Source organism: Parasedimentitalea marina, from assembly GCF_004006175.1.
GTDB lineage: Bacteria > Pseudomonadota > Alphaproteobacteria > Rhodobacterales > Rhodobacteraceae > Parasedimentitalea > Parasedimentitalea marina.
In genome coordinates, this window is sequence record NZ_CP033219.1 from 4,168,091 (window position 1) to 4,183,088 (window position 14,998).

The 14,998-nt window shown below is 53.9% G+C and carries 14 protein-coding genes; 4 read left to right on the top strand and 10 right to left on the bottom strand.

Features of this window, described 5'->3' with window-relative positions:
- Positions 1-52: 52 nt before the first annotated feature.
- Positions 53-616, top strand: coding sequence for a ribosome hibernation-promoting factor, HPF/YfiA family (gene hpf / locus EBB79_RS20040; protein WP_127750581.1), 564 nt, complete (start codon positions 53-55; stop codon positions 614-616).
- A 51-nt stretch (positions 617-667) separates the two neighbouring features.
- Entirely contained in the window at positions 668-1,132 is a 465-nt protein-coding gene (locus tag EBB79_RS20045) for a PTS sugar transporter subunit IIA (RefSeq protein ID WP_127750582.1), read from the top strand.
- A gap of 88 nt (positions 1,133-1,220) precedes the next feature.
- On the opposite strand, the gene EBB79_RS20050 is transcribed toward EBB79_RS20045, so the two are convergent.
- From EBB79_RS20050 to cysQ, 8 genes are all read right to left on the bottom strand, one after another.
- The gene (locus tag EBB79_RS20050) at positions 1,221-2,648 is read right to left on the bottom strand and encodes a sulfotransferase family 2 domain-containing protein (protein WP_127750583.1); all 1,428 of its coding nucleotides are present in this window, start codon (positions 2,646-2,648) and stop codon (positions 1,221-1,223) included.
- 6 nt (positions 2,649-2,654) lie between these two features.
- Positions 2,655-4,355: a DUF5927 domain-containing protein gene (locus EBB79_RS20055; RefSeq protein ID WP_127750584.1), complete on the bottom strand. Its 1,701-nt coding sequence runs from the start codon at positions 4,353-4,355 to the stop codon at positions 2,655-2,657.
- A complete protein-coding gene (locus EBB79_RS20060; RefSeq protein ID WP_127750585.1) occupies positions 4,352-5,338 on the bottom strand; it encodes a glycosyltransferase family 2 protein in 987 nt (328 codons plus the stop codon). Before EBB79_RS20060 ends, EBB79_RS20055 begins: the two co-directional genes overlap by 4 nt.
- Before the next feature lie 202 nt (positions 5,339-5,540).
- Positions 5,541-6,461 carry a glycosyltransferase family 2 protein gene (locus EBB79_RS20065; protein WP_238704957.1) on the bottom strand — a complete coding sequence of 307 codons (921 nt, stop codon included), beginning with the start codon at positions 6,459-6,461 and terminating at the stop codon, positions 5,541-5,543.
- 118 nt (positions 6,462-6,579) lie between these two features.
- On the bottom strand, positions 6,580-7,563 hold the full coding sequence (gene galE, locus EBB79_RS20070) for a UDP-glucose 4-epimerase GalE (protein ID WP_127750587.1): 984 nt from the start codon (positions 7,561-7,563) through the stop codon (positions 6,580-6,582).
- 40 nt (positions 7,564-7,603) lie between these two features.
- Positions 7,604-8,497, bottom strand: coding sequence for a UTP--glucose-1-phosphate uridylyltransferase GalU (gene galU, locus EBB79_RS20075; protein WP_127750588.1), 894 nt, complete (start codon positions 8,495-8,497; stop codon positions 7,604-7,606).
- 196 nt (positions 8,498-8,693) lie between these two features.
- The gene (locus EBB79_RS20080; protein ID WP_127750589.1) at positions 8,694-9,494 is read right to left on the bottom strand and encodes a 3-deoxy-manno-octulosonate cytidylyltransferase; all 801 of its coding nucleotides are present in this window, start codon (positions 9,492-9,494) and stop codon (positions 8,694-8,696) included.
- Positions 9,494-10,291 (bottom strand): 3'(2'),5'-bisphosphate nucleotidase CysQ, encoded by a 798-nt coding sequence (cysQ, locus tag EBB79_RS20085; protein ID WP_127750590.1) that lies wholly within the window; start codon positions 10,289-10,291, stop codon positions 9,494-9,496. The genes EBB79_RS20080 and cysQ overlap by 1 nt, the downstream gene beginning before the upstream one ends.
- Positions 10,292-10,411: 120 nt before the next feature.
- On the opposite strand from cysQ, the gene EBB79_RS20090 reads away from it, so the two are divergent.
- Complete coding sequence (locus EBB79_RS20090; protein WP_127750591.1) at positions 10,412-11,233, top strand: ABC transporter permease; 822 nt, start codon at positions 10,412-10,414, stop codon at positions 11,231-11,233.
- Between the two features lie 68 nt (positions 11,234-11,301).
- Here the strand turns inward: EBB79_RS20090 and EBB79_RS20095 are convergent, their stop codons facing one another.
- Together EBB79_RS20095 and EBB79_RS20100 are read right to left on the bottom strand one after the other, a co-directional pair.
- On the bottom strand, positions 11,302-12,177 hold the full coding sequence (locus EBB79_RS20095) for a lysophospholipid acyltransferase family protein (protein WP_127750592.1): 876 nt from the start codon (positions 12,175-12,177) through the stop codon (positions 11,302-11,304).
- Positions 12,178-12,247: 70 nt separating this feature from the next.
- Positions 12,248-12,850 carry an alpha-ketoglutarate-dependent dioxygenase AlkB family protein gene (locus tag EBB79_RS20100; protein WP_127750593.1) on the bottom strand — a complete coding sequence of 201 codons (603 nt, stop codon included), beginning with the start codon at positions 12,848-12,850 and terminating at the stop codon, positions 12,248-12,250.
- A gap of 213 nt (positions 12,851-13,063) precedes the next feature.
- Here EBB79_RS20100 and dnaK point away from each other — a divergent pair, with 213 nt between their 5' ends.
- Positions 13,064-14,971 (top strand): molecular chaperone DnaK, encoded by a 1,908-nt coding sequence (gene dnaK, locus EBB79_RS20105; RefSeq protein ID WP_127750594.1) that lies wholly within the window; start codon positions 13,064-13,066, stop codon positions 14,969-14,971.
- Positions 14,972-14,998 lie beyond the last annotated feature (27 nt).

Sequence of the window (14,998 nt, forward strand, 5' to 3'; positions counted from 1 at the left end):
GTCGGACCCGGTCCGGCTCAAGCTTTGGATGTCAATACGTGAAGGAGATCACATGCGTTACCAAATCAGCGGAAAACAGATCGACATTGGCACGGCCCTGCAAACTCATGTGCAGACCGAGCTGGGCGAGGCTGTGGCAAAATATGCCCAACGCCCGACCGATGCCAATGTGGTCTTTTCCCGTTCGGCGCATGAATATGTGTGCGAAGCAACTGTGCACCTGTCGACTGGGTTAACCGCGCAGGCCAGAGGGCACGAAACTGAGATCTATGCTGCGTTTGATAGCTGCTGCGAGAAAATGGAGACACAACTTCGCCGCTACAAGCGCCGACTAAAAGACCACCATCGTGATCGTAGCGAGCCGGTTGAACTTTCAGCTGCCAGCTCTTATATCCTCGCTTCAGATAAGACACCCACAGAAGAGGAACCGTCTTCACTGCAGCCAATCATCGTGGCCGAGATGGAGACCAAAATCCCCTCTCTGTCGGTTGGTGAAGCTGTGATGCAGATGGAACTGGCGGGCGCTCCAGTGCTGATTTTTCGCCAAGAAGGACAAGATGGGCTAAATGTAGTCTATCGGCGAGACGACGGAAATATTGGCTGGATCGATCCGTAAATTTAGATTACCCTAGGTGCCCTTCGGGGCACCCAAGTGGAGCACAGGGCAATGCAACTTTCCAATATCCTCAAGCCAGAGGCCGTGCGTGTTATCGGCTCAGTCTCAAGCAAAAAGCGGCTGTTTCAGGAAATTGCTGACGTCGCAAACTCGGCCTATGCTCTACAGGCCCCCTCAACAGTCGAGGCCTTGCTGGATCGCGAGAGCCTCGGCCCCACTGGGGTTGGCCACGGTGTTGCTCTGCCCCATGCCAGAATCAGCGGTGTCGAAGATGTCATCGGGGTTTTTGTAATCCTGGAAAAACCACTCGACTTTGGCGCGGTTGACCGGCAACCCATCGATATTGCCTTTTCGCTGTTTGCCCCCGAAGATGCCGGGGTCGAACACCTCAAGGCACTGGCGCTGGTATCGCGCACCCTGCGCGAGCAAAGCTTTTGCACTAAACTGCGCGCCAATCCGGATGCGGCAACACTCTACACGATCCTCACCGAGAATCAGTCAGTCCAGGCCGCCTGAACCGGCTACCAAGATCCTCATTTCATCTGGCTAAAAATATCCCGGGGGATTGGGGGCTGGCCCCCAACTTGATTTCAGCCAACGGTCACTATCGCCAGGGACCAAAACCAAACATTATATAATCACGTTGATAAATCTTGGCGACTTTCGCTTCCAGTTCTGCGTCATAAATATCATCCAAAGCATAGGGCCCGTCTGCGACGGCCAAGGCCACCTCACCCGGCTCCATACGACCTACTCGGCGCGCCAGATGCGGCAGTTCTTTGGCCAGCTCGTCCTCACGCAACACCAAATCTGGTGCACCCAATTCAGAAAACCCAGACAAAACCTGTGACTGGCTTGCCCAAGCAGAATCCACCCGTATGGCCGTTTGGCCAGCCAGGTTGGCCCGCAAGAAATCCAAAAAGCTCCCGAACGCAGCCCGGTGATCTGCCTTGCTGTAATTCTGGTTCGGACCATCTTTCGGGATCGGCAGTTTGAATCGCTTGCGCAGTGTTTCGCGAATCTTGCTAAAATTTCCTGCCCCAGCCGGAAGGATTTTTTCGCAAAACACCGAGTGCGCCCGCGCAACGGGATGGCGCAACACAGTAAAACTGCGATAGCCGGGATTACCGCGACGCCACAATCGCAACTTCTTTTGGTTCATTTTAGTCAGCAGCCCGTCTGCTTCAACGTGATCCAATCCGGCCAGCCAATCCGTCACTTCCGCCACGGGTCCACCTTTGATTGGCATGTATAATAAAGGTGTCACGACCCCCGCGACGTATCCCGGCACCGAAGGACCCCGACGGGGTTCAAAATTTGGTGTACGGGTCAAGTTGAACCGATCCATCCCGGATAAGGCTGCTGTCATTTCTTCGACATTGGCGACCTTGGACAAAACTGGCGCCGGGTTCTGCCGCTTTAAACTGTCATCCATCGCTTCCAGTGTTTCATTCACCCCCAACCAGTGGGCCAAGCCGTTCATCACATCGACACTCTGCAAGTCTTCATATGAAATATAAAACGCCGCCTGCCCGCTTTTTTGCAGCCGGTTCAAAAGCAAGACCTGAAAATCCTGCAGGGCCTCAACGTGGCCGGAAAACTCTGCCCCATCAAAGTCTGCCAGCGCCTCTCTGCGGCGCGTCACATTGGTCAGCTTCCATTGACCGGTGGTCCTGGCAATTTTCCAGGACACATAGCTGTCCAGCGGATTGCGGGTCAGAATAATCTTGGCACATCGGGGATCTTCCAGCGCAATATCCAAAACCCGGGCATCATGATCATGAAAGTAGCGAAATCCCCCCAATCCTTTGGACTGAGTTTTGATCGCCGCAATCAGCCGCGCCGGGTCCCTATCACGATCATCCTGGGTGATGCCCAGGATCTCAGTCTTGTTGGGATAGCCGATGAAATGAGGGTTAAACGCCTCACCATGACACAAGACACTGTCAAAGGCGTTCAGGTTAACTTCCAGAAAATTGGACCCTGTCCGCATTTCAGCAAATACTATGAAGTAATCAAATTGGTCAGTCATACTGGATTATCGCACCAAATAGGGTTTACGAGGTGGTTTTGGCATATTGACCGGCCCCTGCTCCACCGGGAAATCTCCCATCAAATAGGGATGCATACCCTGGTTTTTGAGATTCTGCAGAAACTGGCCAAACCCATCAAGATTTACCATTGTCGGAGCTTCGCTTAATCGACGTTGATAGGACATACCAATTTCATCAACGATGGTCTGAATAGGCTCCATCGGAGCCTCAATAAACTCAGCCATAGTCCAAATGCGCACCCGTGCTTTAGTGTATTGCGAGCGGAGAATTTTCAAATGCGCACTTTCAATGCGCTGCAAGCGCGCTGCCTCTTTGCGAAGATCCGAGAAATTCCGGTTCGACCTGAAGAGCGGCACGGCCCAGGCGCCCGAAATCACCGAAACCTGCGCATTGGGATCACGCGCGACAAGCCAATTGGTATCTTGGTTATCGCCCGGACCAAATTGAAAGCACTGACGTTCGCCCCGCGTGTTCCAGATCAGATTGGTCAGGAAGCTTTCAGCATTGTAATCCCTGGACTTCGCATTGTCGCTTAGCGCCCCGTTTATCAACATTTGCCCTTCAGCAAACTCGGCCCGTTCCGGTGCAAACAAATGCCCATGCACGCGCGCGCCCGTAGCCTGAGTCAGCCAGGGTTCGAAGTTTTCAAACAGCTCGGCAAAGCCTTGAAAAACCGAATACGGGTTAGAAGTGATGCCATTTTCAGCCCCATGCCGAGGCATCCGACTTTGCATATACAGGCCCGCCCGCCCCCGCGTTCGCCGCTCCACCGCCTTGGCAAAAATGCGGTCAATTTTGCCTGGGTTGGGTTCGGTCTTTTTCATCGCGCCCGCCTGATCCGTCAAAAAGGCCTGATACAACCGATCAGCATGGGGCCAAATTTTACGGGCAACAAAACAGTCCGATCGCCGCAGCAACTGCAAGTGATCGTCATAGAAAATATGCGGTTTTCCTTGAAAATCGAATTTCGACAGCGTCAGGGACCGGCTTTCGATATTGCCGGAATATTGCCGGACCAGCGTCTGGTAATAGCTTTCATCCGGGATCCACACCTTGCGAAAATAGCGGTCATAGGTCGCCCGTTCGGGATCCTGCAGGATTGCCGACAGGGTTTGCCGTGTCAGACACCACCATTGACTGCCCATATGTGGCACCAACCCTGTGGGAATTTTCCGCTTCATCCGCAGCTTGCGTTGCAGGTCGACATATTTGTCGAACAGGTGCCGGTGCTTTTTCCACGAAAACGGGAACCGGAGCGTAAACCGTTCAGCATCCAATCCGCCCACCGTCCAGGGCACGTCTGCGGTGGTGGCGCTTTCAATAAAATCGGTGCGCGGCCGAGCGGCAAGGTAATCAATCAGTTCTTGCACCGGCCGCAACGGCAGGCAGGACCCCGAGGCCAGATAAACGTGCCGTACATCGGCAAATTCAGTCATGATCAATTCCGAGGCGCTTTGTGATGCGGCAACAATTCCCCAAGTGCCCCATTCGCAGCGATGCCGCCGAGAAAAGCGGACCAGTGGGTCATCAACAAGCGATGCGGCAAAAGCCCGGTAGGATTTCTGCGACACATTGCCATCCACGTGAATAACCACCGGGCAGCCGCCAGCAGTCCAATGGCGGGCCACTTGCTCGGCGCGATCCAATGCCGTGTGCACCAACATGACGATGCCAACCGTGCTCATGCCCAGTTTCCTTTGGACATCAATCCCAGGATTTCGAGCTGGCGCCAGTTAATGTACTTCTCGCTCCACTTGCACCACAGATCCGGCTGTCCCTGTTGTGTGTCAGCATATGCCTTGTATTCAGCAGATCCGGCATAGTGCTGCTTTCGCGTCATTTCCTCGACTGCTTTGGCGGTGAATGTGTCCAGAAACTTGGTGTGCAGCAGCGCGCCACTGGCCTTTTCACCGCCGTCAGTTTCATACACCTGGTTCAAACCGCGCGGCAAAAGTGCATGTGTGGAACTGACGTAGGCATAACGTCGATCCCATTTTACCAGAGGTATTTTGTTTAACGCCGGCGCCTTCTTCGGTTCATCCGGGAAAAACACCCGACGTCGTGGGCCACCTTGGATCCACAAATTACCCCATGTTGCATTTTTCTTAACCGAATAATTGCCGCTGTCGAACCACGGCGCGATCTCTAGTGGGTTTTGCCCGGCGCGATAGGGCACCTCATCAATGCGACCTTTGGGGTAGACATCAATCAGCATCGCCGAAAAACTGCGGATGGCAGAGTTGTCGAGCCAATCGGTCAGAGCCCGGATTGGCCGGGTATCGCAGAATGGGTAAATAAAGAATTCGTCCGGATCGACCACAAGAACCCAATGCCCATGCGCATATTTGCGTTTCAGGTAGTTCATCCAGTCGACGCCAAAAGTGGCTCGTTTATAGCTGCTGGTTGTGTGCCAAAGTGAGACATCCTGCTGCCCGCGCAGATAGTCTTCGGTGCCGTCGGTACTGCCATTGTCCACGAATAGGAAATGATTGACGCCCAGGCCACGATAGTAATCTAGGAAATACGGCAGCCGGATTTTTTCATTTCGCACAGTGGTCACGAGCAAAATGTCGGTCGGTTGGATGCGGCTGGTGTTGTTTTGCACAGCGCGCAATTCACCGGATTTTCGCACCGCGCGTATAATACGGCGCTTACGCCGCACTCGCATTCGATAAGAGTCCCAAAGGCTCAACGTTTAATCCATTCCCGGCAGACAGGAAGCAGCCTGGATCAGGCCCGATCCGTTCTGCTTCAGCAATACAAGGTACTATGTCACGGATTTCTTTCTGGAATCAATGGATTTAGAAAGCGTTACCTGTGCGGCTTTGAACTTAAATATCAGCGGTGGAACGGTCCATTTTGGAAAAGCCTCACCAGTCCGGGGCACACATCAGTCCCAGGTCTTCTAATTGGGCGGTGTTATCCAGCCTCACTGATCCCTGATGCCACAAATCGGGGGCCGCGCTAAGACTGTCGTAGTAGTGATCAAAGTTACCCGGCGCATGAAAATGTTGTTGCCGCTGTTTTTCTATTGCTGATTTGGAAACAATCTCGGGCAGAAATTTTGTATGCAAAAGAATTCCAGATGGTGTTTGCCCTCCGGGTCCATCGTACAAAAAATTTAACTGAGGCGGCAGCATTGAGTGGGTAGAATTCACGTAAGCGTACCGGCGGTTCCACTTCACCAGCGGGATTTTATTCAGGGTCGGCGCGCGCTGCAGGTTATCCCCAAAGAACATCCGTGCGCGCGCGCCACCTTGCACCCACAGGTTCCCCAGTGGTGCCTGACGCGTGACCCGGTATGGGGATGGGTCAAACCAAGGCATCACGTTACGCGGGTCTTGTCCCGGCCTGTAAGAGCACTGATCCAGCGGCCCCTTGGGGTACAGATCCAGCATCAATGCGCCGAACCCGACTTGCCCCCGGCCATCCAGCCAAGCGGTCAGTTTACGCAGATTGTGGGCGTCATCGCCGGTGTAAATGAGTAACTCGTCCGCGTCGACCATCAGGCACCAATGCCCGTGTGCATACTTAATCTGTAGCCAAGTCAGCCAGTCCAGTCCAAAACGCGAGGCATGGTAACTATGCGCAGTGTGCCACACCGAGACATCGGGTTGCGCTGCCAGATACTCGGCGCTGCCATCATTGCTGTTGTTGTCGACCACAAGAAATTGCGACACGCCAAGGTGTCGGTAGTGATCCAGAAAGAACGGCAGCCGGGTGATCTCATTGCGCAGGACACTTACCGCCAGAATATCATCCGGATTAATCTTGCCCGTGAGATCCTTCACAATACGCAGGTGATGGCGTGACCGGTATGACTTCCATAGCGCCCGCCGCCGCCGCCAGCGCAATTGATAGGCTTCGCGCCAACTTATTGATAGGTTGGAGGAGCCGGGCGCTGTCAATTCAGGACTCGTAGTGGCCAGTCTGGTGCCAACCCCAAGCATCCCGGATCATGATGTCCAAGGTTGATCGGGACGGCTCCCAGCCGAGTTCCACTTCGGCGCGGGTAGATCCGGACACCAGCTTGGTGCAATCCCCAGCCCGGCGAGGTCCAATGTTAAAAGGGACTTCGCGGTTTGTGACGCTGCGCGACTGATCCATCACCTCGCGCACAGAAAACCCGCTGCCAGTGCCCAGATTGAACACGCGACTGCCTTTGTCATCCTGCAGCCACTTCAGTCCCAACACATGTGCATCTACCAGATCGCAGACGTGGACATAATCGCGAATGCAGGTGCCATCAGGAGTGTCATAATCCGTACCAAACACCGTCAACGCGTCGCGTTTACCGTCGATTGCGTCCAGCACCAAGGGAACCAAATGTGTCTCGGGGCGGTGAAATTCACCTACTTCTGCGTCAGGGTCGGCACCGGCGACATTGAAATATCGGAAGATCACCGAACGCAGCCCATAGGCGGCCTCAAAATCCTTCAGGATATCCTCAACCGCACGTTTGCTGGCGCCATATGCGTTCAGCGGGTGTTGCGGGGTATTTTCGTCCAGCACAACATTGTCATGCTCGCCATAGGTCGCGCAGGTCGATGAGAAAACAAAATCCAGACAACCAGCGGCAACCGATGCTTCGATCAGATTTAACGAACCGCCAACATTGTTGGCCCAATAGCGGCCGGGCTGGCTCATGGCTTCGCCTACTTGGCTAAGCGCTGCAAAATGCACCACGGCAGCGGGTTGATATTTAGCAAATACCTGATCCAACCGGGCGCGGTCCGCCAGGTCGCCCTGCTCAAACGGGCCGAATTTCACGGCGTCTTTCCATCCCGTGACCAGATTATCATAAACGACAGGTGTAAACCCTGCCTTCTTCAGCGCCTTACAGGCGTGCGAACCGATATAACCCGCACCGCCTGTTACCAAAATATGTGTCACTAGTCTGATTGCCTTCTGTCAAAACCGCTAAGCGGCGCAATTATTCCGCGGCCTTTGAGACCTGGGAAATACTGCTCAGATAGCGGCTCAAATCGTCGCGCAGATCATCGCGGGCCAAAGCAAAGGCAACCGTTGCCTGCAAAAATCCAGCCTTGGAGCCGCAATCAAAACGCTGACCACGGAACCGGTAGCCATAAACCGGAACATCACTGCCGATGTCCTGCGCGATGGCGTCCGTCAGCTGGATCTCTCCACCGGCACCTGATTTCATCCTATTCAGATTACGCAATACTGAAGGCTCAAGGATATAGCGGCCAATTACCGCCAAGTTCGACGGTGCCTCATCCGGTTTAGGTTTTTCCACCATGCCGTTGATCGACACCACAGACCCCATGTCTTCCTTCACGTCCAGCACACCATAATTGCCGGCCTGCTCGGGCGCCACTTCCATAGCGGCAACCATATTGCCGCCGGTTTCCGAATAGGCTTCGATCATCTGCTGCAAGCAAGGGGTTTCGGCTGCGATCACGTCGTCGGGTAAGATCACTGCGAATGGCTCATTGGCAATCAAACGCCGGGCACACCATACCGCGTGTCCCAGGCCCAAGGCCTGATGTTGACGGACATAAGCGATGGCACCGCTTTCCATGTTGGTCTCTTTGAGCGTCTCAAGAAGGGCTGTCTTGCCTTTTTTCCGCAGGGCCTGCTCTAGTATTGGAGAGTGATCAAAATAGTCCTCTAATGCACCTTTGCCGCGCGATGTGACAAAAATGAATTCTTTGATGCCCGCCGCGCGGGCCTCATCAATGGCGTATTGCACCAACGGACGATCTACTAAAGTCATAATCTCTTTGGGAACGGATTTAGTCGCCGGCAGGAAACGTGTCCCCATGCCCGCCACTGGAAAAATCGCTTTGGTAACTTTTCTACGCATGTCAATCTCTCAATATAGGACTTGGATGGCTTTGACTTGAACGCGTAATGAGCGCCCGATAAAAGCCTGCCCAGTCAAAATACAACCGCACTGCTGTCAAACCCAGTTACCCAAAAGGACTAAATGATATTCTGGTGTATACATATTTCGATCCTTTCTATCACGGGTACATTTCTAACAGATTACGTCAGTTGTGCTAATTTTGACCCATCTCTCGCATCATTTTTTCTAACCGCGGCACGTCTTCGGGATTATTTAGCTCCCAGAACTGCCGCCCGCGGGCCTCGACTTCTACACACAGTACATTGCGGCCATGCTCCATAAATCTCAACTGCTCCAGCCCCTCCAGTGTTTCCAAGGGGCCGGCCTCCCAGCGCGGATAAGCGCCCAGCGCGGCTGGCCGGTAGGCATAGACACCAACATGATGAAATACCGGTGCAGCCTCGTCATCGCCATAGACCCGAGAGGTATAAGGCACAACTTCCTTAGAGAAATATAGGGCGTGGTGATCTTGAGTAAACACAGCAGTGGTGCCGCCAACGCGCCCTGCCTTACGATCATTCAAAAACCCATTCAGCGCCCGGCCATCACACCGCAACACCGGAGTAGCGACCTCGGCTGTTGGATCTTCACGCAGGCCTTTGACAAGATCTTCGACGAACCAATGAGGTGTTAGTGGCGCGTCACCCTGCAGGTTCACCACGATATCAAAGCCACCTCCCAAGACATCAAACGCCTCGGCGCAGCGTTCTGTGCCATTGACGCAGTCAGACGATGTCATAACCACCTCGGCACCAAACTCCTGTGCAGCCTTTTGAATTTGCTCATCATCGGTCGCAACGACTACGCGATCTACACCTGCCACCGCTGTGGCAGCCCGCCAGGATCGCTCGATCAGTGTACGTTGTTCACCCGAGGCACCCGTCAATTGAACAAGTGGCTTACCGGGATAGCGGGTAGAGGCATAACGGGCGGGGATAACGACCAGAACAGACATCAGGCTTTCTTAAGCTCCACACCAGGTGCATAGGCAATAAAGAACGGGTTGGCATAATCGTCTTTACCGTAGATCAGCGGTGAATGGTCATCAAATCGCACCACTTTACCGCCAGCGCCAGACAACACGGCGTGACCCGCGGCCGTGTCCCATTCCATTGTGCGGCCCACGCGTGGATAGATATCTGCCTCGCCGGTGGCCACCAGACAGAACTTCAACGACGAACCGGCGCTTTTGCTGTCTTTGACATTGTATTTCCCGATGTAGTCATCGGTCGCCTGATCGCGATGCGACTTACTGGCCACGACCATCAGCGCGGCATTGTCACTGTCTGCCACACGAATTGGGCTGACCTCCCCTGGAGTATTGGCGTCAAACGGGCCCATTTCTTCAACGGTTGTGCCATCTGCCAGAGTATAGAACATCCGCTCTTTAGCCGGTGCATAGACCACACCGCGGGTTGGAACACCCTTTTCCACCAGCGCAATATTAACAGTAAAGTCGCCACGGCGGTGGATGAATTCCTTTGTTCCGTCTAGCGGGTCGACAATCAGGAAAGTATCCCCCTTGATGCTGTGCGAATCTGCCTGCTCTTCGGTCACCAGCTTCATTTCCGGAAACGCTGCCCGCAGCCCGGCGGAAATTATCGCATCGGCGGCTTCATCCGCTGCCGTGACCGGACTGTCGTCTGACTTTTGCTTTACGTCGAAATCATCTGAATTGTAGATTTCCATGATCTTGTTGCCTGCTTCAATCGCAAGCTGCCGGATCACCGGAATAAGAGCATCATAAGGCACTAAGGGACTCCACCATACGGGATTTGTTGAAAATACACGTTTACCCCCTTATGCTAGCCCGGCAACGGAACAGCAAGAAATCCGTGCTATTTTTGAGCAAAGTATCGGGTCCGCAGCAACATGTTTCAACATTCCACCAAGCCAACAGCATTATCCGGCGTCTTTTCTATGTCCGAAGTGGTGTTCCATTCGGTCGTGCGCAGCGTACGATCGAAGCACAACAACGCCTTTATGGCGTTGGGGTTGAACTTGTTCCAAACCCTGCTGATGGTCCTTGTCTTCTACTTTATGTTTTCGATTCTTGGCTTAAAGGGGTCAGCCGTTCGGGGTGATTTCTTGCTTTATGTCATGTCAGGCATTTTTCTGTTCATGACCCATACCAAAACGGTCAGTGCCGTTGCCGGGTCTGAAGGCCCCAGCAGCCCGATGATGCAGCACGCACCCATGAACACAATAATTGCCATCCTGTCAGCGGCTATTGGGTCACTGTACATCCAGGTGCTGTCGCTGTTTCTGATTTTGTTCATTTACCACGTTGCCTTTACGCCTGTTCGCATCGAACAGCCGATCCCTGCTTTTGGCATGCTTTTATTATCATGGATATCTGGTGTCGGCGTCGGCCTGATCTTGCTTGCGCTAAAGCCTTGGGCGCCCAATTTTGTCAGTGTTGCCTCAACCATTTATCAACGTGCCAGCATGTTTGCATCGGGCAAAATGTTCCTGGCAAACTCGATGCCATCCTTCATGCTACCAATGTTCGACTGGAACCCGCTGTTTCATTGCATCGATCAGGCGCGAGGCTATATTTTCATCAATTACAACCCTCACTACAGCAATTGGGAGTATGCGGCCTGGGCGTCTTTGGTTCTGATCATGATGGGGCTGATGGGCGAGTTTTATACGCGTCGCCATGCATCTCTCAGCTGGGGAGCCCGACAGTGATTCGGCTTGCTTGCCTCTGGTTCAGCGGCAAACAATGACTCGCCAGTTGATCCCACTACGGCAGTGTTTCAGGCGTCTTGCCAGCGGTTCAGCAGCCAATACCATTGATCTGGATGGGCCCGAATACGCGCTGACAGGCTATCATTGAACGCTTGTGTCATGGCCACAGCATCGCTGTGTCCAATCGGTTCTTCATAGTCGACCGCAAAATCGCTGCCGTCGCCAACACGCGTGCCATAGGCAGGCACCATTGGCAGGTCATATTTCAACGCCAATTGCGCCGCAGCCAGCGAAGTCAGCGCCGGGCGGTCCAAAAACGGTAGCCGGGTGCCGTCAGGATGTTTTTCATCCAACAATATCGCAACCACACCGCCGGCGCGCAAATGGCGCACCAGTGTTTTGGTGCCAACACGGCCGGTTTCCATAATCGGCAATCCGCCGGCTTCAATCCCAGCCAACAAACGTCGTTGATAATGTCGATTGCTTTGGCGGCGGTATACAGCGCCCACTTCGATGCCGCGCGCTTTAAGCGAGGCGCGTACAGCCTCCCATTGACCAAAATGGCCAGAGACGATGATTGCACCTTTGCCCGCTGCCTGCGCTGCCTCTATCGCCTCTAGCCCCGGACCAGAGACATGAAAGCGGTCCAACCGGGTATGGAATTCAGCATTGTGGTATATCTCGAACAGGGTTTGGCCCATATTCCGTCCCATCTGACGGCGCAAACAGTTGCGCTCGTGTCGGGACATGTCAGGGAACACCTGCTTCAGATCGCGGTTCATCCGGCGTCGTGCGATCGGGAACCAGCGCATCACACCACCAACGGCACGTCCCAGCGCCGCTGAGCGTGTTCCGAATGAGCGCCACCGCGACACGGTCAGCATAGACCAGAGAGGAACATACCTGATATGTTGCCAAGCGTATTTTACCGGACGAGTAATCATGCCTGCTATATGGGCAGTTTTTCAATCTGCGCCAAGTGCCCCATTGCCAAATTTCCGTAACGTGAGCTTCTCAAGTCACCACCCGCAATGTCAAATTGATTCGCCCGCCCTTGGGCAGCAACCGCGAAGACTTATACCGAATTCGGTCTACACCATGATAGGTCAGCCGTGCCTCGCCGCCCATGACAACAACATCGCCAGAGTTCAGCCAGATCGATTCCGTTTTGCCGCCCCGACTCTGATTGCCCATGCGATATAGCCCGTCATCTCCCAAACTGATGGACACCACCGGATAGGAGAAATCCGCTTCATCCTTGTCTTGATGCAGCCCCATTTTTGCATCTTGGCCATAATAATTCAGCAAACAACATTCGGGCTGACGGTCTAAGCCTGTCAACTGTCGCCATATTGACAATACTTGATCCGGAATTTCGGGCCAGGCCTGCCCCTTTGGATGGCTGTCCGCGTAGCGATACCCTGATGCATCAGAATACCAGCCAAATTGTCCCGAGGACGTCATCCGAACCGACATCTGCCCGCCGCCGGGTACACTGGGCGAAAATAGTGGTGCGGCCTTTAGAACCGGCCGCAATGCGTCAATCAGTGCCCGCTGGGCCGTCAAATCCAGATACCCTTTGTGGATCTCAAATCCGCGAATACGCAGCTTGGCCATCGACATTATTCCATTCTTAACCAAGCCCATTCAAAAAACCCCAAGGATTCGCACTAACCGGTGTCATGTGACGGTTGCAGGGCTCATTTCTGCTCCCTATATACGCCGAGACGCATTTTGGTGTAGGCCATTGTGCAAATGAATTGAGGCCAGGATGCCAAAAAGGGTTCAGGCCTCAGGTAATCGCCTTGTTGAGAAAAGGGATCGAATAGTATGAGCAAAGTAATCGGAATTGACCTGGGTACCACCAACTCTTGTGTGGCTATCATGGACGGATCGCAGCCTCGCGTTATTGAAAACGCCGAAGGCGCCCGGACAACCCCCTCGATCGTCGCGTTTACCGACGACGAACGCCTGGTTGGCCAGCCTGCAAAACGCCAGGCCGTTACCAACCCGGAAAACACCGTTTTTGGTGTAAAACGCCTGATCGGCCGTCGCAACACCGACGCAGCCGTCGCAAAAGACAAGAAAATGGTTCCGTTCTCCATCGTTGACGGTGGCAATGGCGACGCATGGGTAGAAGCTAAAGGTGAAAAATATTCACCTTCGCAAATCTCAGCCTTCACCTTGGGCAAAATGAAAGAAACCGCCGAGAGCTATCTTGGCGAAGAAGTGACACAGGCGGTTATCACCGTTCCTGCGTACTTTAACGACGCCCAGCGTCAGGCCACCAAAGACGCCGGCAAAATCGCTGGTCTCGAAGTTCTGCGTATCATCAACGAGCCGACCGCGGCTGCGCTGGCCTATGGCATGGACAAAGAAGAAACCCAGACCATCGCTGTTTATGACCTTGGTGGTGGTACTTTCGATGTAACCATCCTGGAAATCGACGACGGCCTGTTCGAAGTTAAATCGACCAACGGCGACACCTTCCTGGGTGGCGAAGACTTTGACATGCGCATCGTCAACTACCTTGCCGACCAGTTCAAGAAAGAGCACGGCGTTGATCTGTCCAAGGACAAAATGGCTCTGCAGCGTTTGAAAGAAGCCGCTGAGAAAGCCAAGATCGAACTGTCCTCCGCCTCGCAGACCGAAATCAACCAGCCGTTCATCTCGATGGGCAAAGACGGCGCGCCACTGCACATGGTTCTGAAACTGACCCGTGCCAAGCTGGAAAGCCTGGTTGCTGACCTGATCAAAGCCTCGCTGAAGCCTTGCGCCGCTGCGTTGAAAGATGCTGGCATTTCAGCCAGCGACATCGACGAAGTTGTTCTGGTTGGTGGTATGACCCGCATGCCGCGCGTCACCGAAGAAGTCAGCAAGTTCTTTGGCAAAGAGCCGCATAAAGGTGTGAACCCGGACGAAGTTGTTGCCATGGGCGCCGCTATTCAGGCTGGCGTTCTGCAGGGTGACGTCAAAGACGTGGTTCTGCTGGACGTAACACCTCTGTCTCTGGGCATCGAAACTCTGGGTGGCGTGTTCACACGTCTGATCGATCGCAACACAACGATCCCGACTAAAAAGTCGCAGGTCTTCTCGACTGCCGAAGACAACCAGAACGCCGTAACCATCCGGGTTTTCCAGGGTGAGCGCGAAATGGCTGCGGACAACAAGATCCTTGGCCAGTTCAATCTGGAAAGCATCCCGCCAGCTCCACGCGGCCTGCCTCAGATCGAAGTGACCTTTGACATTGACGCCAACGGCATCGTGTCGGTTGGCGCCAAAGACAAAGGCACCGGTAAAGAGCAACAGGTAACCATTCAGGCCTCCGGCGGCTTGTCTGATTCGGACATCGAACAGATGGTCAAAGACGCTGAAGAGAACGCTGAAGCGGATAAAGAACGCCGCGAGCTGATCGAAGCGAAAAACCAGGCCGAAAGCCTCATTCACTCGACCGAAAAATCGATGGAAGAGCACGCCGACAAGGTGGATCCAACCACCATCGAAGCGATCGAACTGGCCATCGTTGCTTTGAAAGACGAAATCGACACCGACAATGCCGAAAAGATCAAATCGGGTATCCAGAACGTGACCGAAGCGGCCATGAAACTGGGCGAAGCGATCTACAAGGCTTCCGCAGCAGAAGAAGGTGACGAACCCACCGCTGCTGATGCTGGCCCGATTGACGATGACATTGTCGATGCAGAGTTCGAAGATCTGGACGGCGACAAACGCGCCTAAACGGCTAACCTAGGCCAAGGCGGGCCG

Bases quoted from the DNA above. Each gene is read 5' to 3' on its own strand.
- hpf (WP_127750581.1), top strand. From the start codon at position 53: ATGCGTTACCAAATCAGCGGAAAACAGATCGACATTGGCACGGCCCTG.
- EBB79_RS20045 (WP_127750582.1), top strand. From the start codon at position 668: ATGCAACTTTCCAATATCCTCAAGCCAGAGGCCGTGCGTGTTATCGGC.
- EBB79_RS20050 (WP_127750583.1), bottom strand. From the start codon at position 2,648: ATGACTGACCAATTTGATTACTTCATAGTATTTGCTGAAATGCGGACA.
- EBB79_RS20055 (WP_127750584.1), bottom strand. From the start codon at position 4,355: ATGAGCACGGTTGGCATCGTCATGTTGGTGCACACGGCATTGGATCGC.
- EBB79_RS20060 (WP_127750585.1), bottom strand. From the start codon at position 5,338: ATGCGAGTGCGGCGTAAGCGCCGTATTATACGCGCGGTGCGAAAATCC.
- galU (WP_127750588.1), bottom strand. From the start codon at position 8,497: ATGCGTAGAAAAGTTACCAAAGCGATTTTTCCAGTGGCGGGCATGGGG.
- EBB79_RS20080 (WP_127750589.1), bottom strand. From the start codon at position 9,494: ATGTCTGTTCTGGTCGTTATCCCCGCCCGTTATGCCTCTACCCGCTAT.
- EBB79_RS20090 (WP_127750591.1), top strand. From the start codon at position 10,412: ATGTTTCAACATTCCACCAAGCCAACAGCATTATCCGGCGTCTTTTCT.
- EBB79_RS20095 (WP_127750592.1), bottom strand. From the start codon at position 12,177: ATGATTACTCGTCCGGTAAAATACGCTTGGCAACATATCAGGTATGTT.
- EBB79_RS20100 (WP_127750593.1), bottom strand. From the start codon at position 12,850: ATGGCCAAGCTGCGTATTCGCGGATTTGAGATCCACAAAGGGTATCTG.
- dnaK (WP_127750594.1), top strand. From the start codon at position 13,064: ATGAGCAAAGTAATCGGAATTGACCTGGGTACCACCAACTCTTGTGTG.